Origin of the sequence: Bacillus paramobilis (assembly GCF_038096195.1) — a bacterium.
Classification (GTDB): domain Bacteria; phylum Bacillota; class Bacilli; order Bacillales; family Bacillaceae_G; genus Bacillus_A; species Bacillus_A mobilis.
Genome location: NZ_CP151108.1, coordinates 3,085,880 through 3,104,735, shown reverse-complemented (window position 1 = coordinate 3,104,735; position 18,856 = coordinate 3,085,880). Strand labels below are relative to the sequence as shown.

Sequence of the window (18,856 nt, the reverse complement as noted above, 5' to 3'; positions counted from 1 at the left end):
AATCTTTTTCTATCATTCCTTTCGAGAGGACTCCCACCTCTAAACGTAAGTGAAGGTGGTGAGGTGAATCGAAAGAAATATTTTATTTTCGAGAAAAAAACGGAAACGTATGTTCTTTTTTGCTATAATATCCTTAACAAGGAGGTGAATAAAATGACAAAGGAAAACCCATCAAACTATAAAACTCTTCAAATTTGGATTAAAAAAGGGCATCGTATGTATTCTTATTTTCAAGAATGTTGTCATAACGCTAAGAACATGTACAACACCACAAACTTTTATATACGCCAGGTGTACACTGGATTAACACAAGAAAAAGAGTTGCAGCCTTTGCAAAAAGAAGTTCTGGATAATATTCATAAAAATATTGGTAAGATGAATGACACACAACTTCTTGCCTATCAGAAGAAATTGGAAAAAGAGAAATTAAAGCCTAAAGAAGAACAGAAAGAGATTACATGTAATTTGTTTTCAGAACCTAATTTTGAAAACCCTTATGTAGATTACAACTTTCTAGATGCACTATTTAAGACTATGATTCAAAATGATTATCGAGCTTTGCCTACGCAATGTAGCCAGTCAATCATGAAAGGTTTGTTCCAAAATTGGAAATCTTTTTTTGCTAGTTTAAAAGACTATAAAAAGAATCCAAACAAATATGCTGGAATGCCTAGGATCCCAAAGTATATTCTTTCTTCTGAGAAAGAGATTCTGTATACAAACCAAGATTGCATCATTAAAAACGGTAGATTTTTAAAGTTTCCAAAGACGAAATTACAATTAAATATTGGGAAACTAGGTTTCACTGAAGGTAAACTGAAACAAGTTCGTGTGATTCCAAAATACAATGAATATGTAGTGGAATTGGTAATTGATGTTCCTTCTGAACAACAAATGATTGAAGAGAATGCTCGTTATATGAGTATTGATTTAGGGATTGATAACCTTGCAACCATCGTAACAAACACAGGTATGAAACCTGTCCTTGTTAAGGGCAAACATGTCAAAAGCATAAATCAATATTACAACAAAATGAAGAGTCATTTTACAAGCATTCTTAGAAATGGAAAACAAACGAATGAAGGACCTTTTACTTCTAAAAGGATAGAAAAACTTCATCAAAAACGTTACTTGAAAATAAAAGACGTCTTCCATAAAGTTAGTCACCATATCGTAAAACTAGCTCAAGAAGAAGAAGTTTGTAAAATCGTTATTGGTCAAAACAAAAGTTGGAAACAAGAAACGAATATGGGAAAAAGAAATAACCAATCGTTTTGTCATATCCCATATAGTTTACTGATTCAAATGATTACATACAAAGCAAATGTTGTAGGCATTCAAGTTGTTGTAACTGAAGAATCATATACATCGAAAGCAAGTTTTCTGGATAACGACTTCATTCCAACGTATGGAGAAAATGACCAAAATACAACTTTTTCAGGAAAACGAATAAAGCGCGGCATATATCGTTCAGCAAATAAAACTTTAATTCATGCAGATGTAAATGCTGCGGCTAACATTTTACGAAAAGTAATCCCAAATGCATGGACAAATGGGATAGAGGGGTTAGGCGTGAAACAGCTCGCTAATGTGTTAACTCCCCTGACGTTAATCGTCCGTTAGGTCGAAACGTTAGAAACCCCCACTTCAAGCTTTGCTAAGTGGGGGAGTGTTCATATAATAAAAAGAAAGGGAGTGCAAACGTATATATGAACAAATGGATCATACTTATAATCGTATTATTACCTCCGCTATACATCCTTTATATGACCTTTCGAATGAACAAAGTTGCTCGTGAAAAGTTAAGCTATCACTCTCCGTACGTTCTTATACTGGGTGCAAAGTTATTTGGAGATAGACCGTCTTTATCTCTTCAAAATCGTTTGGATGTAGCGTTGGAGTATTTATTTTCCCATCCTGAAGCGAAAGTAATTGTTTCAGGTGGTCAAGGAGAAGATGAAGATATATCGGAAGCTCATAGCATGAGAAATTATTTAATGGTACACGGTATAGATGAGAGTCGTATTTTAATAGAAGATCAATCTACAAATACGTATGAAAACTTAAAATTTAGTATGGATTTATATAATGTGAAACATGCGGTAGTTGTAAGTAATACATATCATTTATATCGAACGAAAATAATTGCAAAGCGTTTAGGTATGAAGATGGAGGCGCTAGCTGCTGAAACACCAATTCGTTCTAAGAGAAAAATGTATGTTCGCGAATATGCTGCTATTATGAAAACAATATTGTTCGACCGTTAGAGCTCAAATGCGAGCTCTTTTTTAATTTAAAAGCGTATCATTTGAAATGAATGCCATCTTCCATCAAAATAAAGGAAACAACGATAAAGGAGTTGTATTTGTGATTCAATTTAATCATGTGTCAAAAGCGTATGAAGATGGCACGAAAGCAGTGGATTCATTGCATTTAGAAATTAAAAAGGGAGAATTTTTTGTTCTCATTGGTCCGAGTGGTTGCGGGAAAACAACGACAATGAAGATGATTAATCGTTTAATTGAAACGACTGAAGGATCGATTGTAATCGATGGAAAAGATATTCAACAATATAATATAAACGAATTACGTTGGAATATAGGATACGTGTTGCAGCAAATCGCTTTGTTCCCGCATATGACAATTGCAGAAAATATTGCAGTTGTTCCTGAAATGAGAAAATGGAGCAAAGAAAAAACAAAAGCACGTGTCGATGAATTGCTACAGATGGTCGGGCTAGATCCAGACGTATATCGCAATCGTATGCCTGATGAATTGTCAGGAGGTCAAAAGCAGCGCGTTGGTGTTGTACGGGCATTAGCCGCAAATCCGAAAATCGTTCTTATGGACGAACCATTTAGTGCGTTAGATCCATTAAGTAGGGAGCAGCTTCAGAAGGATATTGTACAATTGCAAAAAAAGATTCAAAAAACAATTGTATTTGTAACGCATGATATGCAAGAAGCGTTATCGCTTGGAGATCGTATTTGCATTATGAAAGAAGGAAAAGTTGTTCAATTAGATACACCAGAAGGAATTGTACATAATCCGAAAAATGAATTTGTGGAGGAGTTCATTGGAAATCGTGGACGACTTTGGTATGAGGGCATGAATATAGGAGATTTAATGCCGCTAGACGATCGCACACGAGTTGAAGGGACTGCTTTATCTTTGCATTCTCCTTTACAAGAAGCACTTATTCGCTTACAAGCTGAAGAATCAGTGCCAGTTGAAGAAAATGGTCAATATGTTGGAGCTTTAACAAGTCGTCATATTGTCAATTACATAGTTGAACAAATGAAGGAAAGAGGCTAAACAGTGACTGATTTTATACAAACGTTCCAAGAACGAAAAATAGAATTACTTACTGCATTAAGTGAGCATTTACAAATATCGCTTATTTCATTATTTTTTGCAGTAATTATTGCGGTACCACTTGGTATTTTATTAACGAGAAAAGAACAAATGGCTGAGTTTATTATAGGAACTTCTGCAGTTATGCAGACGGTCCCATCACTGGCATTACTCGGACTTTTAATTCCGTTAGTAGGAATTGGAAAACTTCCAGCCATTATTGCATTAGTTGTGTATGCACTATTACCTATTTTACGAAATACATATACAGGAATAAGGGAGTTAGATGAATCTTTAATCGAAGCAGCGAGAGCTATGGGGATGAATAGCTGGAGAAGACTGTGGAAGGTAGAGCTTCCTCTTGCATTACCAATTATTATGGCCGGTATTCGTACGGCGATGGTATTAATTGTTGGAACGGCTACATTAGCAGCTCTTATAGGTGCTGGTGGGCTCGGTAAACTCATATTACTAGGTATCGATCGAAATGATCATGCACTTATCATTTTAGGGGCCGTACCGGCCGCGTTACTCGCTTTATTCTTTGATGTAGTACTTCGTGTGCTTGAGAGTCCAAAACGCTCTTCTAAGCGTGTTATATGGATGATATGTATTGTTTGTATCATGATTGCCTCTCCATTTCTTTGGAATACACAAAAGAAAGATATTGTTATTGCCGGCAAACTTGGATCAGAACCTGAAATTTTAATTCAAATGTATAAGCAACTTATCGAACAAGATACCGATTTACATGTAGAATTAAAACCAGGTCTTGGAAAAACATCATTTGTATTTGAAGCATTGAAATCAGGTGAAGTAGATATATACCCTGAATTTTCGGGAACAGCTTTATCTACTTTCGTGAAAGAAGAGCCAAAAAGCACAAATCGGGATGAAGTATATGAGCAAGCTCGCACTGGAATGGAAAAGAAATATGATATGGTGATGTTGAAGCCGATGGAGTATAACAATACGTATGCACTAGCTATGCCGAAAAAAATAGCAGATCAAAATAATATAAATACAATTTCTGATTTAGGAAAAATTGCACAGGATGCGAAAGTAGGATTCACATTAGAATTTGCTGATCGTGAAGACGGTTATAAAGGAATGCAAAAATTATATAAATATAAGTTTTCAAATGTGAAAACAATGGAACCGAAACTACGTTATAGTGCAATTCAATCAGGGGATGTAAACGTAATCGATGCATATTCAACTGATAGTGAACTTGAGCAATACGGACTTAAAGTGCTAAAAGATGATAAAGGATTATTCCCACCATACCAAGGTGCACCATTATTAAGAAAAGAGACGTTACAGAAATATCCTGAACTTGAAAAAGTATTAAATAAATTATTTGGGAAGATTACAGATGAAGAAATGCGAAAAATGAATTATGAAGTAAATGTGAATGGTAAAGGTAGTGAAGAAGTAGCAAAACAATTTTTACAAAAAGAGAATTTACTTCGTTAATTTTACAAAAAATATACAAATTTATATGTATGAAATGACCGTTCATTACAAAGTGAACGGTTTTTTTGTGCATACTTATACATTTTTTCAAAAAAGTATTCCATTTTTCTTCATTTTCTTTTAGAATAAGTAATGTTTTCCTGAAAAAATATAAGAGAAACGTCTATTAGAGAAAAAGGTGACTTTAATAGTTGAACGAACATAACACCTAGAATGACAGATGGGGTGGTACAAATAGAAAAGAAGTTAGGATTTTTTCCATTAATTGCATTAGTAGTCGGAACAATGGTTGGTGGCGGAGTTTTTAGTTTACCGCATGATTTAGCAGTAGGAGCAAATAGCGGCTCTATAATAATTGGTTGGTGTATTACAGCAATGGGAATGATTCCACTCGCGCTCGTATATCAAACGTTAGCAAGACAAAAACCAGAGCTTGAGGGCGGAATTTATAGTTATGCACGTGCTGGTTTCGGTGAATATATTGGATTTAACAGTGCATGGGGATACTGGCTAGCAGGAATTTTAGGAAACGTTGCAACAATCATGTTACTGTTTAGTACATTAGGTTATTTTTTCCCAATTTTTAAAGGTGGGAATAATGTTGCATCTATCGTAGGAGCATCACTTTTATTATGGACACTTCATTTTCTAATTTTATTTGGAATTCGTGAAGCATCTATTATGAATGTTATTGCAACGATAGGGAAATTAGTTCCAATCGTATTATTTATTGTTGTAATGGTAACAGCGTTTCGCTGGGATACATTTACACATGATTTTTGGGGAGAAGGAACGATCTCAGTTTCCTCTATACTAGGCCAAGTGAAAAATACAATGCTTGTAACTCTTTGGGTTTTCATTGGGGTTGAAGGAGCGGTAGTATTATCTGGTAGAGCGAAAAATAGCCGAGATGTTGGTAAAGCGACCGTACTTGGACTTATTTTAGTAATGTCTATTTATATTTTAATTTCTGTCTTGTCAATGGGAGCGATGACAAGAGGAGAGCTTTCTGTGTTAGAAACTCCGTCAATGGGACATGTATTAGAGCATGTTGTTGGGACATGGGGCGCAGTTGCTATTAACATCGGGTTAGTTGCTTCACTTGTAGGTACATTAATAGGCTGGTTTTTACTTGTTTCTGAAATTTCCCACGTAGCAGGAAAAGATGGCGTGTTTCCGAAAGTCTTTACGAAAACAAATAAAAAACAAACGCCACATATGGCATTATGGATCTCAAATGGCGTTGCCCAAATTATATTTATAATCGTTCTGTTTTCAGAATCAACATATCAAATTATGTATTTCATAGCGTCAACATCAATTTTAGTACCATATTTATTATCTGCGTTATTCCAATTCAAATTAGTTATTACAAACGAACTAAAAGATGCAAAAGTAAAAAACGGCTCGTTAGCTTTAATTGCTTCTATTTATTCAGTATGGCTTCTATATGCAGCAGGTTTGAAAAATTTATTACTTGTTTCAATCGTATATGGAATCGGGATTATTGTTTACACGTATGCAAGAAAAGAAAAAGGAAATCGTTGTTTTAGAGGTATTGAGAGATATGTAATGTGGGCAATTGTTATTGCAGCTATCACATCAATCTATATGTTATTGACTGGAAATATAAAAATGTAAAAGTCCTTTTAAATAAAGGGCTTTTTTCTTTGTCTAGAGAATATTTAATACATAAGATATTCAGGAGGGATGAAAATGGAAGAAAAAGAACAGTTAACCAGAATTGTTGATTTAGCGAGTGAAGTAAGGAAAGTATTAGTGCAAGAATCCTTTTTTAATCATCATCCTGAACTAAGAGGAGTGATTGAAAATTTAGCGAGTGCTGTAGAGAATTTGGCGGAATTACAGCAAAATACAGATGAAAACGCTGAAGATCGATTACGATATGTACTTGCTAAAATGAAAATTGCACATAATGCCATTTTACAAGAGAAAAAAGCATTTCCATCTCATTAATATACGTTTTCATTTTGAACCTGGCGGATAACGTCAGGTTTTTTGTTTCTAGTTTTTCGTTTCCTTCATACACTAAGAATAGTATGAAAAAAAGAAGGTGACGAAGGTGAAATTACATAAAGCTCTTCAGCCAAGTTTTATAAAACGAATGTACTATATGAGATTTATCGGAAAGTTTACAAAAGCAGAGAGAGAGAAGAATGGAGAGAACTTCTTTGTACAATGCCTATCGCCAATACCATTCACGTTACAAGAGCAATTAAAAAATGAACCATACGTATTTGAAGGTTTATGTAGCAATAAAAAGAATGAAAAGGTCTTTTCGGAATTAAAGAAAAGAAAATTAGAAAAGCAACTGGTTATGTTTCGTCTCTATTACGAGAGAGGGCATATATATGTGGAGTTAATTTGTGCAGAAGAACCGCGAGAAATGGCAAATGGCTATAAAATGATTCCAGTACCTAAAGTTTCCGAATACAAAAAAGTAGAGTCTTTAGAAAGAAAACTTGGAAATGGCTATTTGTCATTTCTAATGCCAAAATATCCGAAAGACTTTGAGCCTCCTGAATTATTGTGGCACGACGGAAGGTTATATGGAAATATATCTCTAAAGTCATCATCAATTAGTTCAATTGCCTATTTTGAACAGCAGCGGGAATGTAAGTATATAGACTTTAATGACTGGAGTAAGCATGTAGAAATAGCGGTAGAAGATCAATTGTATTTTGTAAGTAATCACATGTATGAGCAATTAAAAAAACGAATGACTGAAGAAGGTAAGCGTGTAGAAGTAGAGGAAATAAAAGTACACAAGGATGAATGGGAATGGGATGAGCGTGAATCCGTCTTTTTACAGTATGTAAAAAATTTCGTGAGCAATAAAGGGCTCTATTTGGATGAAACGGATATTTACAATTTTCATATAAGTGCGAAAACAAATATGTTGACGATTCTTGGTGGCATACCAGGCGCCGGGAAATCCCGTTTTGTGCAAGCTTATGCAGAAGCACTTGGATTACAGTATGGGGAAGAATTGGTGTGGATTCCGATTTCACCATCGTATCAAGAACCACATGATTTACTTGGTTACCTTCACCCAAATGGTACTTTTATTGAAAGTGAAACAAAATTAGTTAGGGCGTTAATGAAGGCAAAAGAAAATCAAAATCAGCTATATATAATCGTTTTTGATGAAATGAATATGGCACATATTGAGCATTGGTTTACTCCATTTCTATCTGTTCTTCAACTTGAAAAGCAAAACCGTATTTTAAATTTGTATGAAGGTGTACAAGAAAAAGAAAATCCAATTCCACCAACAATTGAAATTGGTGAAAATATTATATTTGTAGGAACAGTAAATTTTGATGAAACAACGAAAGAGCTCTCAGATCGATTATTAGATCGGACGAATTTAATAACGTTACAAAAGATTCCGTTTTGTGAGATGTGTATGGAACAAGAGAAAATTGTATTACAACCACCCCTGAAAGTAACTGCAGGAGAATTTCGTATAAGTTGGGTCAGAAATAAAGCGATGATCGAGGTGTTTTCTGAAGAAGAGTTAGAGCTATTAGATAAGTTACATGATGTATTGTCATCACATGATATGTCAAAGGGAATTTCATTTCGATGTGCAAACGCAATAGCTACTTATTTGCAAAATATACCGTTTCAAAATAATCATTCTTATATGATCAGTAGAGAAGAAGGATTTGATTTACAAATCAAGCAACGTGTATTGACGAAAATAAGAGGGACTGAAATGATGGTTGGGTCTTTACTTTCTGAAGAAGTAAAAAGGGGGGCGACATTAGTACCTCTTTTACAATCACAACTTGCAAATAGAGTATCTACATTTGAACACTCTTTAGCATATATAAGAGAAAAGCGTAGAGAACTGGAGTTGTATGGCTATGCAAAATGAAAGGCGATATGAAACAGAAATCGTTGATACGAAAGAAACACTCCCTTTTGTATTAAAGTTAATTATTGGGTCTGAGGCAAAAGGGGAATATATTTTATTAAATCGTCTTTGTACATCTACTACAGCATTAGTTCAATGTATTTATAAAGTACAAGAATTAAAACCAATCAGATTGCATTACCATTATGAAAGTCCAATGAATATTACTTTTATATGGAATAAAGTATATGAGGGACAGAAAAATATAAAAGAGTCAAAATATGAAATAAATGAAAAAAAACAAAAGGTATTAATATATGAACATGGAAAAACGGAATTTTTTTATCCATGGCGTTGTGGCTTATATCATTTTGAAGTGAATATAGAAGATAAAACGTATTATGGCGCTTTTCAAGTCGTTCCCAAAAATTTTTTTGATGATCAATTTGAAATGATTCAAAACTATGTAAAGTCAATTTTAAATGAGTTGATTTTAGATAGAGGTTATTATAAAAAGACTTTCCCAGCACTCAGTGATATTGAAGATTCTTCTTATTTAGTGCTACTTAGAAAGTTGCCACAAAAAATGAAAAAGATAAAGCAAATTTTTAAGAAAATAGAATTGAGTTCAAAATTTATACATGAATATAAATGGGAAGAAAAGGAGCGGAAAGCAACGAGAAAAGGAGCCGTAGTGGCGGAAAGAAAACCTTATGCAAAAAAATATAATCGTAAGTTTATAGAACAAAAAAATAGTAAGGAAAATGCTTTTCTTAAATTTAAAGCGATGCAATTTAATCTCTATTTACTTGAAGCTGAAAATTTTTTACGTCAAACAATTGAAATATTAGAAAGAGCAAAAAAGAAGAAATCAGAAGAATTTCAAGCTGTAAAAACGATTATACAAACAATTGAGCGTAATGGATCAGTGACCGATAGAGAGAAACAAAAATATAAAAATATACATTTACTAAAAGAGGCGGATTTGCGAAAAAGTTCTATGAAGATACAAGAATATAAAATATTAGCGCATTTTGTACATGAAAGTGTACAATACTTTCAAACTTTAATGCATTCTCCATTTTGGAGAGAAGTTTCCGAAACGGGTAACATGAACTCACATAATTTACCGATACCACATCAACAACTACTACAGCATTTAGATTTACTTCCACAATATACAGATCAATCTCCATCTTTATTATTTGTTTATAAGCCAACATTTTTAGTGTATGAATATTACACTTTTTTTATCGTTATTTCCATACTAGAGCAAATTGGTTTTGAGGCTATAAATTCCATCCGGGAACAAATAAAAGAACATTTTTATGTAGATGGATTACAGGATGGAACGACAGTAGTTTTACATCGAGATGATATGAGAGTACATGTCGCATTCAATGATTTAATTGAAACACATCCTCTTATTGCATTAAGTAAAGGGAGTAATTTTTATAATGGAGAAGATACGAAGAAGCCAGATATTCGCTTAGATTGTTATGTAAAGGAAGAAGGGAAATACGTATATCAATCTTCTATTATTATTGAAGTGAAGTATAGCCCCATGTACAACATTTTTCAACATGTTGGAAATACGAAAGCAACTGAGCAAATGTATAAGTATTGGTCTATTAAATATGTAGAAGAACAGGATGGAAAGAGAGTATATTATCGAAGGGCCATTTATGAAGTTATTTGTGTATATCCAGGAAGTCATATGCATAGTAAAAGAATTGAGTCCGGGTGTGGTGTGTTCTTGCAATTATATCCATATAAAACGAAACAAGGGGAAGAGAAATTAGCCGGAAAACATGGGATGGTACAAATTTTTGAGAAGTGGTTAAAAAGCATAAAGAAGTAAAAGAAATCCTTTTTTATAAAGGATTTTTTTAGATTAAGAAGAATTATATGCAGTATGGAAGGAAGCCTCATACGATTTGAATTTGAAAGTAATATAAATATGGTGTTAGAAGAACGGTACATGAGGGATAAAAGACGATTAAGATGGAATTTAATTCATTTTGCAGAATATAATAAGTCGTAAATATTTTTAGTTGCATACGAAGATGTGTTCTTATATGATAGATAGTGAAAGCGTTATCAAAAACAGAGCGGCGATGGGAAAGGCGGGGAAATATGTTCCAGCGGGTTCAAACAAAGGAAGAACATTTTTGGTTCGAGCAACTATGGGGAGATTTTTGTGAAGAAAGAAACTTAATGTTCGTAGAACGTAATTTAAATCCATCACGATTTTTATTAATAGAAGATGAACATCATATCGGTACAGTAGAATGTATTAAGTATACGGTACCAGAGCAATCAAATTCTGAGTTTTTCTATCCGTTTTCTAAAAATGATTTAGTAAAAGATTTGAAAAATGTATATGAAATAGGCAAGTTAAGTATTGCGAAAACGTCTCGTGGGAGAGGACACTTCAAAAGACTAACAGCTATTTTATTTATGCATGCATTAGAAACGAAAGCAGAATGGTATATTGCAGCAGTTACAAAAAGAATGTATATGTATTTATTAACACTCGGTTTCCCAATTGAACCGGTAGATAAGCCATTTCAGTTTCATGATACTTTACAAGGTGTACCAGTGCGAATTCATGCCCGAAAAGGGGCTACTCATTTGTATTCTTTAAAAGAATTTCGAGATGTGATTCAAGGGAATGCTCATGCACAGGCATTAATCGCAGAATACAGTAAAAATATTATGTTAACAAAATAAAGCGAAATGAATATATATAATAAAGAGAATGCTATTTTAATATGAAGTCATTCTTCATGAAAAAAGACCCTTATTATTTTAATAAGGGTCTAAAAATTATAATCCAAATATACTAAAAATCATTTTGCGGCGCTTCGGCTTCTTTTCTCGTTCATATGTTGGTTTTGAATCGGGAGTAATATATATTGGTTCTTCTTTCTTCAGGGAAGCTTCTAGCTTTTGAATTCGCTCTAACATTTCCTCCATTTCACGGCGATGTTGTAAAAGTTGGTACGTAACAACATCATTTGCCTTATCTTGCATTTGTTCTTCCATTCGATCTAGCCTTCTCGTAATAGTGTTTAATTGAGCTGCTAATTGCTCAAATTCATGTGATGATTTGTCTTGAACAATTGTATTTACTTGAGTTTTTAATTCTTCAACATCATTTGATGATGTTTTTTGAGTAGGGTGAGAGTTTTGAGACTGCTCTATTTGTGAAAGATGGAATTCTAACATTTGATCTAAATCTTCTTGTGTGAAAATAAAGTGACCATATTTATTTTTTTCTATCGTAAGATTTAATTGTTGTGCAATCCGGACAACAGCCTTTGGGCTAACACCTAATTTTTTTGCGATAAATGGTGTTTTATATTCCAAAATAATCCCTCCTATATATATCCTGTTGAATGATTTCGATCTATGAAGGAAGTTCCCTTCTAGTGTGACAAAAGAAGTGTGGAATCGGCAAAGAAAGTGTTTTTTCACGAAATGAAGCTGTGAAGAATATATCGTGTATATAAAAATGTTTTATCTTAAGATTTAGAATCATTTGACTAAGGGAAATGAATTAGATTATCATAATGATAAATATCTTTTTTATGTATGCATATAATATATAAAAAGGTGGTTGCTAATGTAGAATTTTGTTAGAGTATTAGAATGCTTACTTCACTTGAATAAAATTAAGTAGGAGGTGGCTTCCTTGCTTACAATGTAAGTAAGGAGAAGTATTTGGACATATATAGTATAAGTATAGTGATTGTTTTAATTGCCTTAACGGCATTTTTCGTCGCAGCAGAATTTGCAATTGTTAAAGTGCGAAGTTCACGAATTGACTATTTAATTGCAGAAGGAAATAATCGCGCAACATCTGTCAAAACAGTCATTACAAACTTAGACGAATATTTATCTGCTTGTCAGCTAGGAATAACAGTTACAGCTCTGGGGATTGGGTGGTTTGGTAAACCGGCGTTAAAGCAAATGTTTGACACGCTTTTTGTAAATTTGAACATTTCTACTCAACTAGCAGACATTTTTGCTGTAATTTTAGTGTTTTTGTTTATTACATTTTTACATGTTGTAATAGGGGAATTGGCCCCAAAAACATTCGCGATTCAAAAAGCTGAACAAGTGAGTTTGTTTGTTGCTAAACCGTTAATTTTCTTTTATCGTATGGCGTTTCCATTTATTTGGATCCTAAATGGATCAGCCCGAATTATTACGAAGTTGTTAGGGCTGAAACCACCGAAAGGGCACGATGAGGTTCATTCAGAAGAAGAATTACGGTTGTTAGTTTCAGAAAGTTACAAAAATGGAGAGATTAATCAATCTGAATATAAATATGTAAATAAAATTTTTGAATTTGATGATCGTATAGCGAAAGAAATAATGGTACCCCGAACTGAGATGCATATTATAAGTAAAGAAATGCCTGCTGAAGAAGCCTTGCAAAAAATGTCTCGGGAAAAATATACGAGATATCCAGTTGTAGATGGGGACAAAGATCACGTAATAGGCTTTGTAAACTTTAAAGATATTTTCACAGATTTTGTGCAGCATAATGCAGTAAGTAATAAGAAAGTAGAGCAATATATTAGGCCAATCATTTTAGTTATCGACTCTATCCCAATACACGACTTATTTTTAAAAATGCAAAAAGAAAGAACGCATATTGCTATATTGATAGATGAATACGGTGGTACGTCTGGACTTGTTACAGTTGAAGACATTTTAGAAGAAATAGTGGGAGATATTCAAGATGAGTTTGATACGGATGAACAGCCAGAAATTCAACAAGTTAGTGAAACGAAAACAATACTAGAGGGAAAAGTGCTTGTTAGTGAAGTGAATACGTTATTAGGTTTAACAATTGATGATAATGGTGTTGATACAATCGGTGGTTGGATTTTAACGAAGAATATAGAAATTGCTGAAGAGGATTTCATTGAAATTGAAAATTATAAGTTTTGTGTAAAAGAATTAGATGGACACTATATAAAGAGATTAGAAGTTACAAAAACTGTAGAATCAATTGTTATTTTAGAAGATGAAAAACAAATTCCATTTCAAGAACAAATTAGTTCGTAGACTCTGCTATATGGCAGGGTTTTTTTGAGCATAATGTTTTTTGCAGAATAAGGGCTATGATACAATGGCATAAGTCAGACCTTTCACTAGGTGAAATATTGTTGTATACATATATTTGGAAGGGGAAGAGTTATGAAAAAGCATTTATATATAAATGGAGATTGGAAGTCTGTAGACACGTATAAACCATTATACGCACCATATTCTGAAGAAACGTTAGCGGAAATTGCACAAGGAACGGAAGAAGATGTACAAGAGGCTGTTACTGCTGCAAAAAATGCAATGAAAAAAATGAATACATTATCTGCATATGATCGTGCGACTATTTTAGAGAAGGTTGCACAAAAAATGGATGAAAGAAGAGAAGAATTTGCAGAGATTATTGCAAAAGAAGCTGCAAAACCAATTCGTGCTGCGAGGGGAGAAGTAGATCGTACCGTTCAGACATACAAATTTGCAGCGGAAGAAGCGAAGCGTATATACGGCGAGACACTGCCACTTGATGCAGCACCTGGTGCAGATGGGCGTATTGCATACACAATACGAAAACCGATAGGGGTTATAGGAGCTATTACACCATTTAATTTCCCATTAAATTTAGTGGCACATAAAGTCGGCCCTGCAATTGCTGCCGGAAATACAGTTGTGTTAAAACCAGCTGATCAAACGCCATTATCGTCTTACGCATTAGTTGAATTATTTGAAGAGGCAGGATTGCCAAAAGGAGCTTTAAATATTATTTCCGGTCCCGGTTCAACTGTAGGTGAGGCGATAGTTACAAATGATGATGTTGCTTCCATTACATTTACGGGAAGTCCGAAAGTTGGAATTGGAATTAAGGCAAAGGCTGGATTAAAGCGAGTTACGTTGGAACTGGGATCAAATGCTGCTGTTATTATTGATGAAGATGTAGAATTAACAGATGAAGTAATTGAACGTGTAAAATGGGGAGCATTTGTAAACAATGGACAAGTTTGTATTTCGGTACAACGTGTTTTTGTACATGAAAAGAGAATGGATGAATTTCTTTCAAAGCTAAAGAAAGCGATGGAAACAGTTGTTGTAGGTGATCCATTGCTGGAAGAAACGGACGTATCGGCTTTAATTTCGAAAAAAGATGTAGAGCGAATAGAAATGTGGGTGCAAGAAGCTATTAAGGAAGGTGCAACTGTTTTATACGGTGGTAAGAAACGTGATGCAAGGATTTTTGAACCAACTGTATTAACAAATGTTCCAGAGTATGTATCTGTTCAGTGCCAAGAAGTATTTGGTCCACTCATGACAGTAAATACATTTAAAGAATTTGATGAGGCAATTGAGCAAGTAAATCATTCACGTTACGGTCTACAAGCAGGTGTGTTTACAAATAATTTGTTTAAAGCAATGCGTGCAATTGATGAGCTAGAGGTTGGTGGTGTCATGATTAATGATATTCCAACGTTTAGGGTAGATCATATGCCTTACGGTGGTGTTAAGGAAAGTGGTACGGGGCGTGAAGGAATTAAATATGCAATAGAAGAAATGACAGAAATGAAATTAGTGTGTATTAAAAAATAAAGTAGATCGAGCTTAAACATCCTAATAAAAAACGAGTAGGAAATGTTTACGATTCCATACTCGTTTTTTTATTGTTTGTTTTACGTTTCTCGGAACGATTTAATTTAACCAAGTGTACCTTTTACTTCATTTCTTGTTTGAAAATAGCATCTTCTACATAAATTTGTTCTTTGTCAACAGCAGTGCTATGAGATAATACTAAACCGATGGGTGTTTCTATGCCTTTATTTTGAACAATTGTAAAAGGAACATTTTTTTCATTTGCTAATTTAATGTATTTTGATAAATGTGGGTAAGCAATGCCACCATTTAGGAATATTTGTAATGATTGAGAAGCGCGCATACTACTAGCTACTTCAGAATATACATTACTTTGCATTACTTGACCGATAGTTAAAGCGATTTCTACACGCTCACGTAATGTAGTTAAATACATATTACGTTCTTCTGGTTTGTTCTGCTTTTGGCCGTAAATGCCTTCTTGGAGATAATCTTCCACATTTTTATTTACCATATTTTTCACACCTTTCATTTTCTATTGTACGAAAGAATGAGGCAGGATGCAAAAAAAGTCGCATCGAATGTTAAAAATTTTGAATGAAAGGAAGGAAAATAGAATGTATCAATCTAAACAATTAATAAAGGCATTAAAAATTTTATCAACACATATTAACAAAATGTGACAATAATCTATTAACGAATCGCATTTTTTGTGTTAATATTCAAAATATAAAGGGTGTTCGTCGTATGGAAATGGAGGGAATGGGGGTTTTTCCAATCGATAAGGATATTAAAGAAGTATTTTGTTCGTACTTGAAAAACAACAGGCACCAATTCGTTGAGAACTGGAAAAACAAAATGATAATTTCCGATAAAGATCCATTTAAACTAGAAGCAGTTCAAAATGGAGAGGATTTATTAGAGTTAATTATCGAACTTACTATGGAAGAAAAAGATATAGATTATCTTCAGCCATTATGCGAGAAAATTGCTATTGAACGTGCAGGAGCAGATGCGAATATTGGAGATTTTGTTTATAATGCAAACGTGGGAAGAAATGAGCTTTTTGAAGCGATGTGTGAATTAGATGTTAGCGCACGTGAATTGAAACCAATTATGGCTCAAATACATACTTGTTTTGACAAATTAATTTATTATACTGTTTTAAAATACTCGGAAATTATATCAAGAAATTTAGAGGAAAAACAGCAATATATTAACGAAACACATAAAGAAAGGCTGACGATATTAGGGCAAATGTCAGCTAGTTTTGTACATGAATTTCGTAACCCACTTACTTCAATTATGGGATTTGTCAAATTATTAAAGGCAGATCATCCTAGTTTATCGTATTTAGATATTATTTCGCATGAATTAGACCAATTAAACTTTCGGATTTCGCAATTTTTACTCGTATCGAAAAAAGAAATGTGGACGGAATCAGAACAATTTTGGCTCAATGATTTGTTTCAAGATATTATACAGTTCTTATATCCGAGTTTGGTTAATGCAAATGTATCGATTGAAAAGAATTTGCCGTACCCAATTCCGCTTGTTGGTTATCGGAGTGAAGTGAGACAAGTATTTTTAAATATATTAATGAACTCAATTGACGCTCTTGAATCGATAAAAGAAGAACGAAAAATTATCGTTGATGTATTTGAAGAAGATCAAGCAATTCGAATTGTAATAAAAAATAATGGACCAATGATTCCAGCTGAAAATGTAGAAACGATTTTCGAACCATTTGTAACTACTAAAAAGTTAGGAACTGGTATTGGGTTATTTGTATGTAAACAAATTGTAGAAAAACATAATGGGTCCATTATGTGTCGTTCAGATAACGATTGGACAGAATTTCAAATTGAGTTTCAAAAATAAACAGTCTACACCAAATGAATGGTGTAGACTGTTTTAATTTGTAAGGATAACGGCTTCTAATTTAGGATCTTTCGTTGAATAACCTAAAATTGAAATGGTATAAATGATGTTCGGTTCGACTTTGAAATTCGGTATAGTTAGCAAGACACTTGCATTATCTGCGAGTGAAACTTCAATATCTGCTGTACCAGGGCTAACTTCTAAAAAATCTGTAATTTGTTTAAAGAGTACATTTTCAAATAAATGATCTCCACCTTTTAAACTTACATTCACAACAGGGGTATCCGGAGAAAAATGTACAAAGCGTATTTTTGCTTGACCAGCTGGTAAATGTGTATTATCAAGCATAGGTTGTAATTGTATATGATTGTCACTATTTATTGCGGCAAAAGTATAAGAGTGATTTCCCATTATCGGTACTAAAGCTGAAAAGATGGGAGTTTCATTGCCGACAGGAACAATATCTATACGGTATTTACCTTGTACTAATGTTAAATAGGGACTAAATTGTTTAAATGAAATATTTTTAATAACCTTTTGACCGTTTACTAAAATGTCAACCGCGGGTGTATTGGAAGCTGAGTGAAAAAACCTTATGTGTGACGGTAAAGCAGCTTCTTGTGAATCTCTTTTTTCATATGCCTGTACAAGTTTCGTAAGCGCATCATAATATTTCATATATAGTTCTACATATTTTTTCGGATTATGAAATTGATAGTAACGAGCGAGCTGTTCGTAACGTGTAGCTTCTTGTCCTAATTTTTCGATTTCAGATTGAGACATGAACATTCCTCCTTTGTCATCATTAACACTATATGCTTAGCAAGAAAGAGGTTATGCAAAAAAATTGTTTTTAAAAGAGAAAGGTAGGAAATTAATAATAAGTATTTTTACGGATAAGTGTAGTTTAGGTGAACGAGAGTTATAAATTTCTAGAGGACACAACAATATTTTCTCCATATGAGCTGATGAAGTTTGTATTTCGAAATTAAAACTTAAGAGTGAAACAAGTGAAACATCGAAAACATGTCCCAAATTCTTAGAAAACTAGGGATTTTTTAAATTATGGGCGAATACACATACAAAGTGATAATTGTCCTACATAAATTATAAAGGAAAGGTAGTTTGAAATTGAGGAAAGGAATGAAATATTGGGATGGGGATATCCCGCAAGGATTTGTGAGTGGAGTTATGGACGATTTTGTGCTTTAGGCTGTAGGATGAAATTTGAATTTGTAATGCTATTGTTTCTATTTACGTTAGCAAGTGAAGGTGTTAACTGATAAAAGAGCGTCGTGCCGAACTGATTAATGTGGTTAATCGGTTCTTTTTTTATTGTATAAAACGGATGGGGATGTATGTGGAATCTTGGTTTCTTTAAAATAATTACTATGCATTTAGTGGGATTAATTGTCGAGATTTGTTTGAAAATATGCAATATAAAGTAGGAGAATAGGAAGGAGTTTAAAGGGAGTTTCGTCGAAGTTTACACAATGTCGGCAATTGAGGGAAGCTGACATTATGTTAAGAAAACATGTAGTGAAGCATTTATTTTATATAAAGGAGGGTTAGTTGAGCGTATAGATAAGGGTTGGTCTTCGATTTAAGTTCTGAATTTTCTGT

General features: G+C 33.6%; 15 protein-coding genes. 12 read left to right on the top strand and 3 right to left on the bottom strand.

The window, feature by feature from the left end; all coding sequences use genetic code 11:
• Positions 1-153: 153 nt before the first annotated feature.
• The 9 genes from AABL52_RS15940 (at position 154) to AABL52_RS15900 (ending at position 11,446) form a co-directional block, all read left to right on the top strand.
• Positions 154-1,623: an RNA-guided endonuclease InsQ/TnpB family protein gene (locus tag AABL52_RS15940; RefSeq protein ID WP_341517912.1), complete on the top strand. Its 1,470-nt coding sequence runs from the start codon at positions 154-156 to the stop codon at positions 1,621-1,623.
• An 86-nt stretch (positions 1,624-1,709) separates the two neighbouring features.
• Positions 1,710-2,267, top strand: a complete 558-nt coding sequence (locus AABL52_RS15935) for a YdcF family protein (RefSeq protein WP_341517911.1) — start codon at positions 1,710-1,712, stop codon at positions 2,265-2,267.
• 100 nt (positions 2,268-2,367) lie between these two features.
• Positions 2,368-3,315 carry an ABC transporter ATP-binding protein gene (locus AABL52_RS15930; RefSeq protein WP_341517910.1) on the top strand — a complete coding sequence of 316 codons (948 nt, stop codon included), beginning with the start codon at positions 2,368-2,370 and terminating at the stop codon, positions 3,313-3,315.
• Between the two features lie 3 nt (positions 3,316-3,318).
• Positions 3,319-4,830 carry an ABC transporter permease/substrate-binding protein gene (locus AABL52_RS15925; RefSeq protein WP_341517909.1) on the top strand — a complete coding sequence of 504 codons (1,512 nt, stop codon included), beginning with the start codon at positions 3,319-3,321 and terminating at the stop codon, positions 4,828-4,830.
• Between the two features lie 213 nt (positions 4,831-5,043).
• Complete coding sequence (arcD, locus tag AABL52_RS15920) at positions 5,044-6,471, top strand: arginine-ornithine antiporter (protein WP_000129473.1); 1,428 nt, start codon at positions 5,044-5,046, stop codon at positions 6,469-6,471.
• A gap of 75 nt (positions 6,472-6,546) precedes the next feature.
• The gene (locus tag AABL52_RS15915) at positions 6,547-6,807 is read left to right on the top strand and encodes a hypothetical protein (RefSeq protein ID WP_000391452.1); all 261 of its coding nucleotides are present in this window, start codon (positions 6,547-6,549) and stop codon (positions 6,805-6,807) included.
• Between the two features lie 106 nt (positions 6,808-6,913).
• On the top strand, positions 6,914-8,734 hold the full coding sequence (locus AABL52_RS15910) for an AAA family ATPase (RefSeq protein ID WP_341517908.1): 1,821 nt from the start codon (positions 6,914-6,916) through the stop codon (positions 8,732-8,734).
• Positions 8,724-10,574, top strand: a complete 1,851-nt coding sequence (locus tag AABL52_RS15905; RefSeq protein ID WP_341517907.1) for a hypothetical protein — start codon at positions 8,724-8,726, stop codon at positions 10,572-10,574. The genes AABL52_RS15910 and AABL52_RS15905 overlap by 11 nt, the downstream gene beginning before the upstream one ends.
• A 275-nt stretch (positions 10,575-10,849) precedes the next feature.
• Positions 10,850-11,446, top strand: a complete 597-nt coding sequence (locus AABL52_RS15900) for a hypothetical protein (protein ID WP_341517906.1) — start codon at positions 10,850-10,852, stop codon at positions 11,444-11,446.
• Positions 11,447-11,542: 96 nt separating this feature from the next.
• Here the strand turns inward: AABL52_RS15900 and racA are convergent, their stop codons facing one another.
• Complete coding sequence (gene racA / locus AABL52_RS15895) at positions 11,543-12,085, bottom strand: chromosome-anchoring protein RacA (RefSeq protein ID WP_000456016.1); 543 nt, start codon at positions 12,083-12,085, stop codon at positions 11,543-11,545.
• 354 nt (positions 12,086-12,439) lie between these two features.
• On the opposite strand from racA, the gene AABL52_RS15890 reads away from it, so the two are divergent.
• Both AABL52_RS15890 and AABL52_RS15885 read left to right on the top strand, forming a co-directional pair.
• Positions 12,440-13,795: a hemolysin family protein gene (locus AABL52_RS15890; protein WP_002108356.1), complete on the top strand. Its 1,356-nt coding sequence runs from the start codon at positions 12,440-12,442 to the stop codon at positions 13,793-13,795.
• Positions 13,796-13,927: 132 nt separating this feature from the next.
• Positions 13,928-15,352 carry an aldehyde dehydrogenase family protein gene (locus AABL52_RS15885; protein WP_341517905.1) on the top strand — a complete coding sequence of 475 codons (1,425 nt, stop codon included), beginning with the start codon at positions 13,928-13,930 and terminating at the stop codon, positions 15,350-15,352.
• Between the two features lie 121 nt (positions 15,353-15,473).
• On the opposite strand, the gene AABL52_RS15880 is transcribed toward AABL52_RS15885, so the two are convergent.
• Positions 15,474-15,866 (bottom strand): YueI family protein, encoded by a 393-nt coding sequence (locus tag AABL52_RS15880; RefSeq protein ID WP_000247566.1) that lies wholly within the window; start codon positions 15,864-15,866, stop codon positions 15,474-15,476.
• Between the two features lie 233 nt (positions 15,867-16,099).
• Here AABL52_RS15880 and AABL52_RS15875 point away from each other — a divergent pair, with 233 nt between their 5' ends.
• Positions 16,100-17,233, top strand: coding sequence for a BA2291 family sporulation histidine kinase (locus AABL52_RS15875; protein ID WP_000425104.1), 1,134 nt, complete (start codon positions 16,100-16,102; stop codon positions 17,231-17,233).
• Positions 17,234-17,266: 33 nt separating this feature from the next.
• On the opposite strand, the gene AABL52_RS15870 is transcribed toward AABL52_RS15875, so the two are convergent.
• Entirely contained in the window at positions 17,267-18,016 is a 750-nt protein-coding gene (locus tag AABL52_RS15870) for a DUF4397 domain-containing protein (protein ID WP_098259251.1), read from the bottom strand.
• Positions 18,017-18,856: the final 840 nt, after the last annotated feature.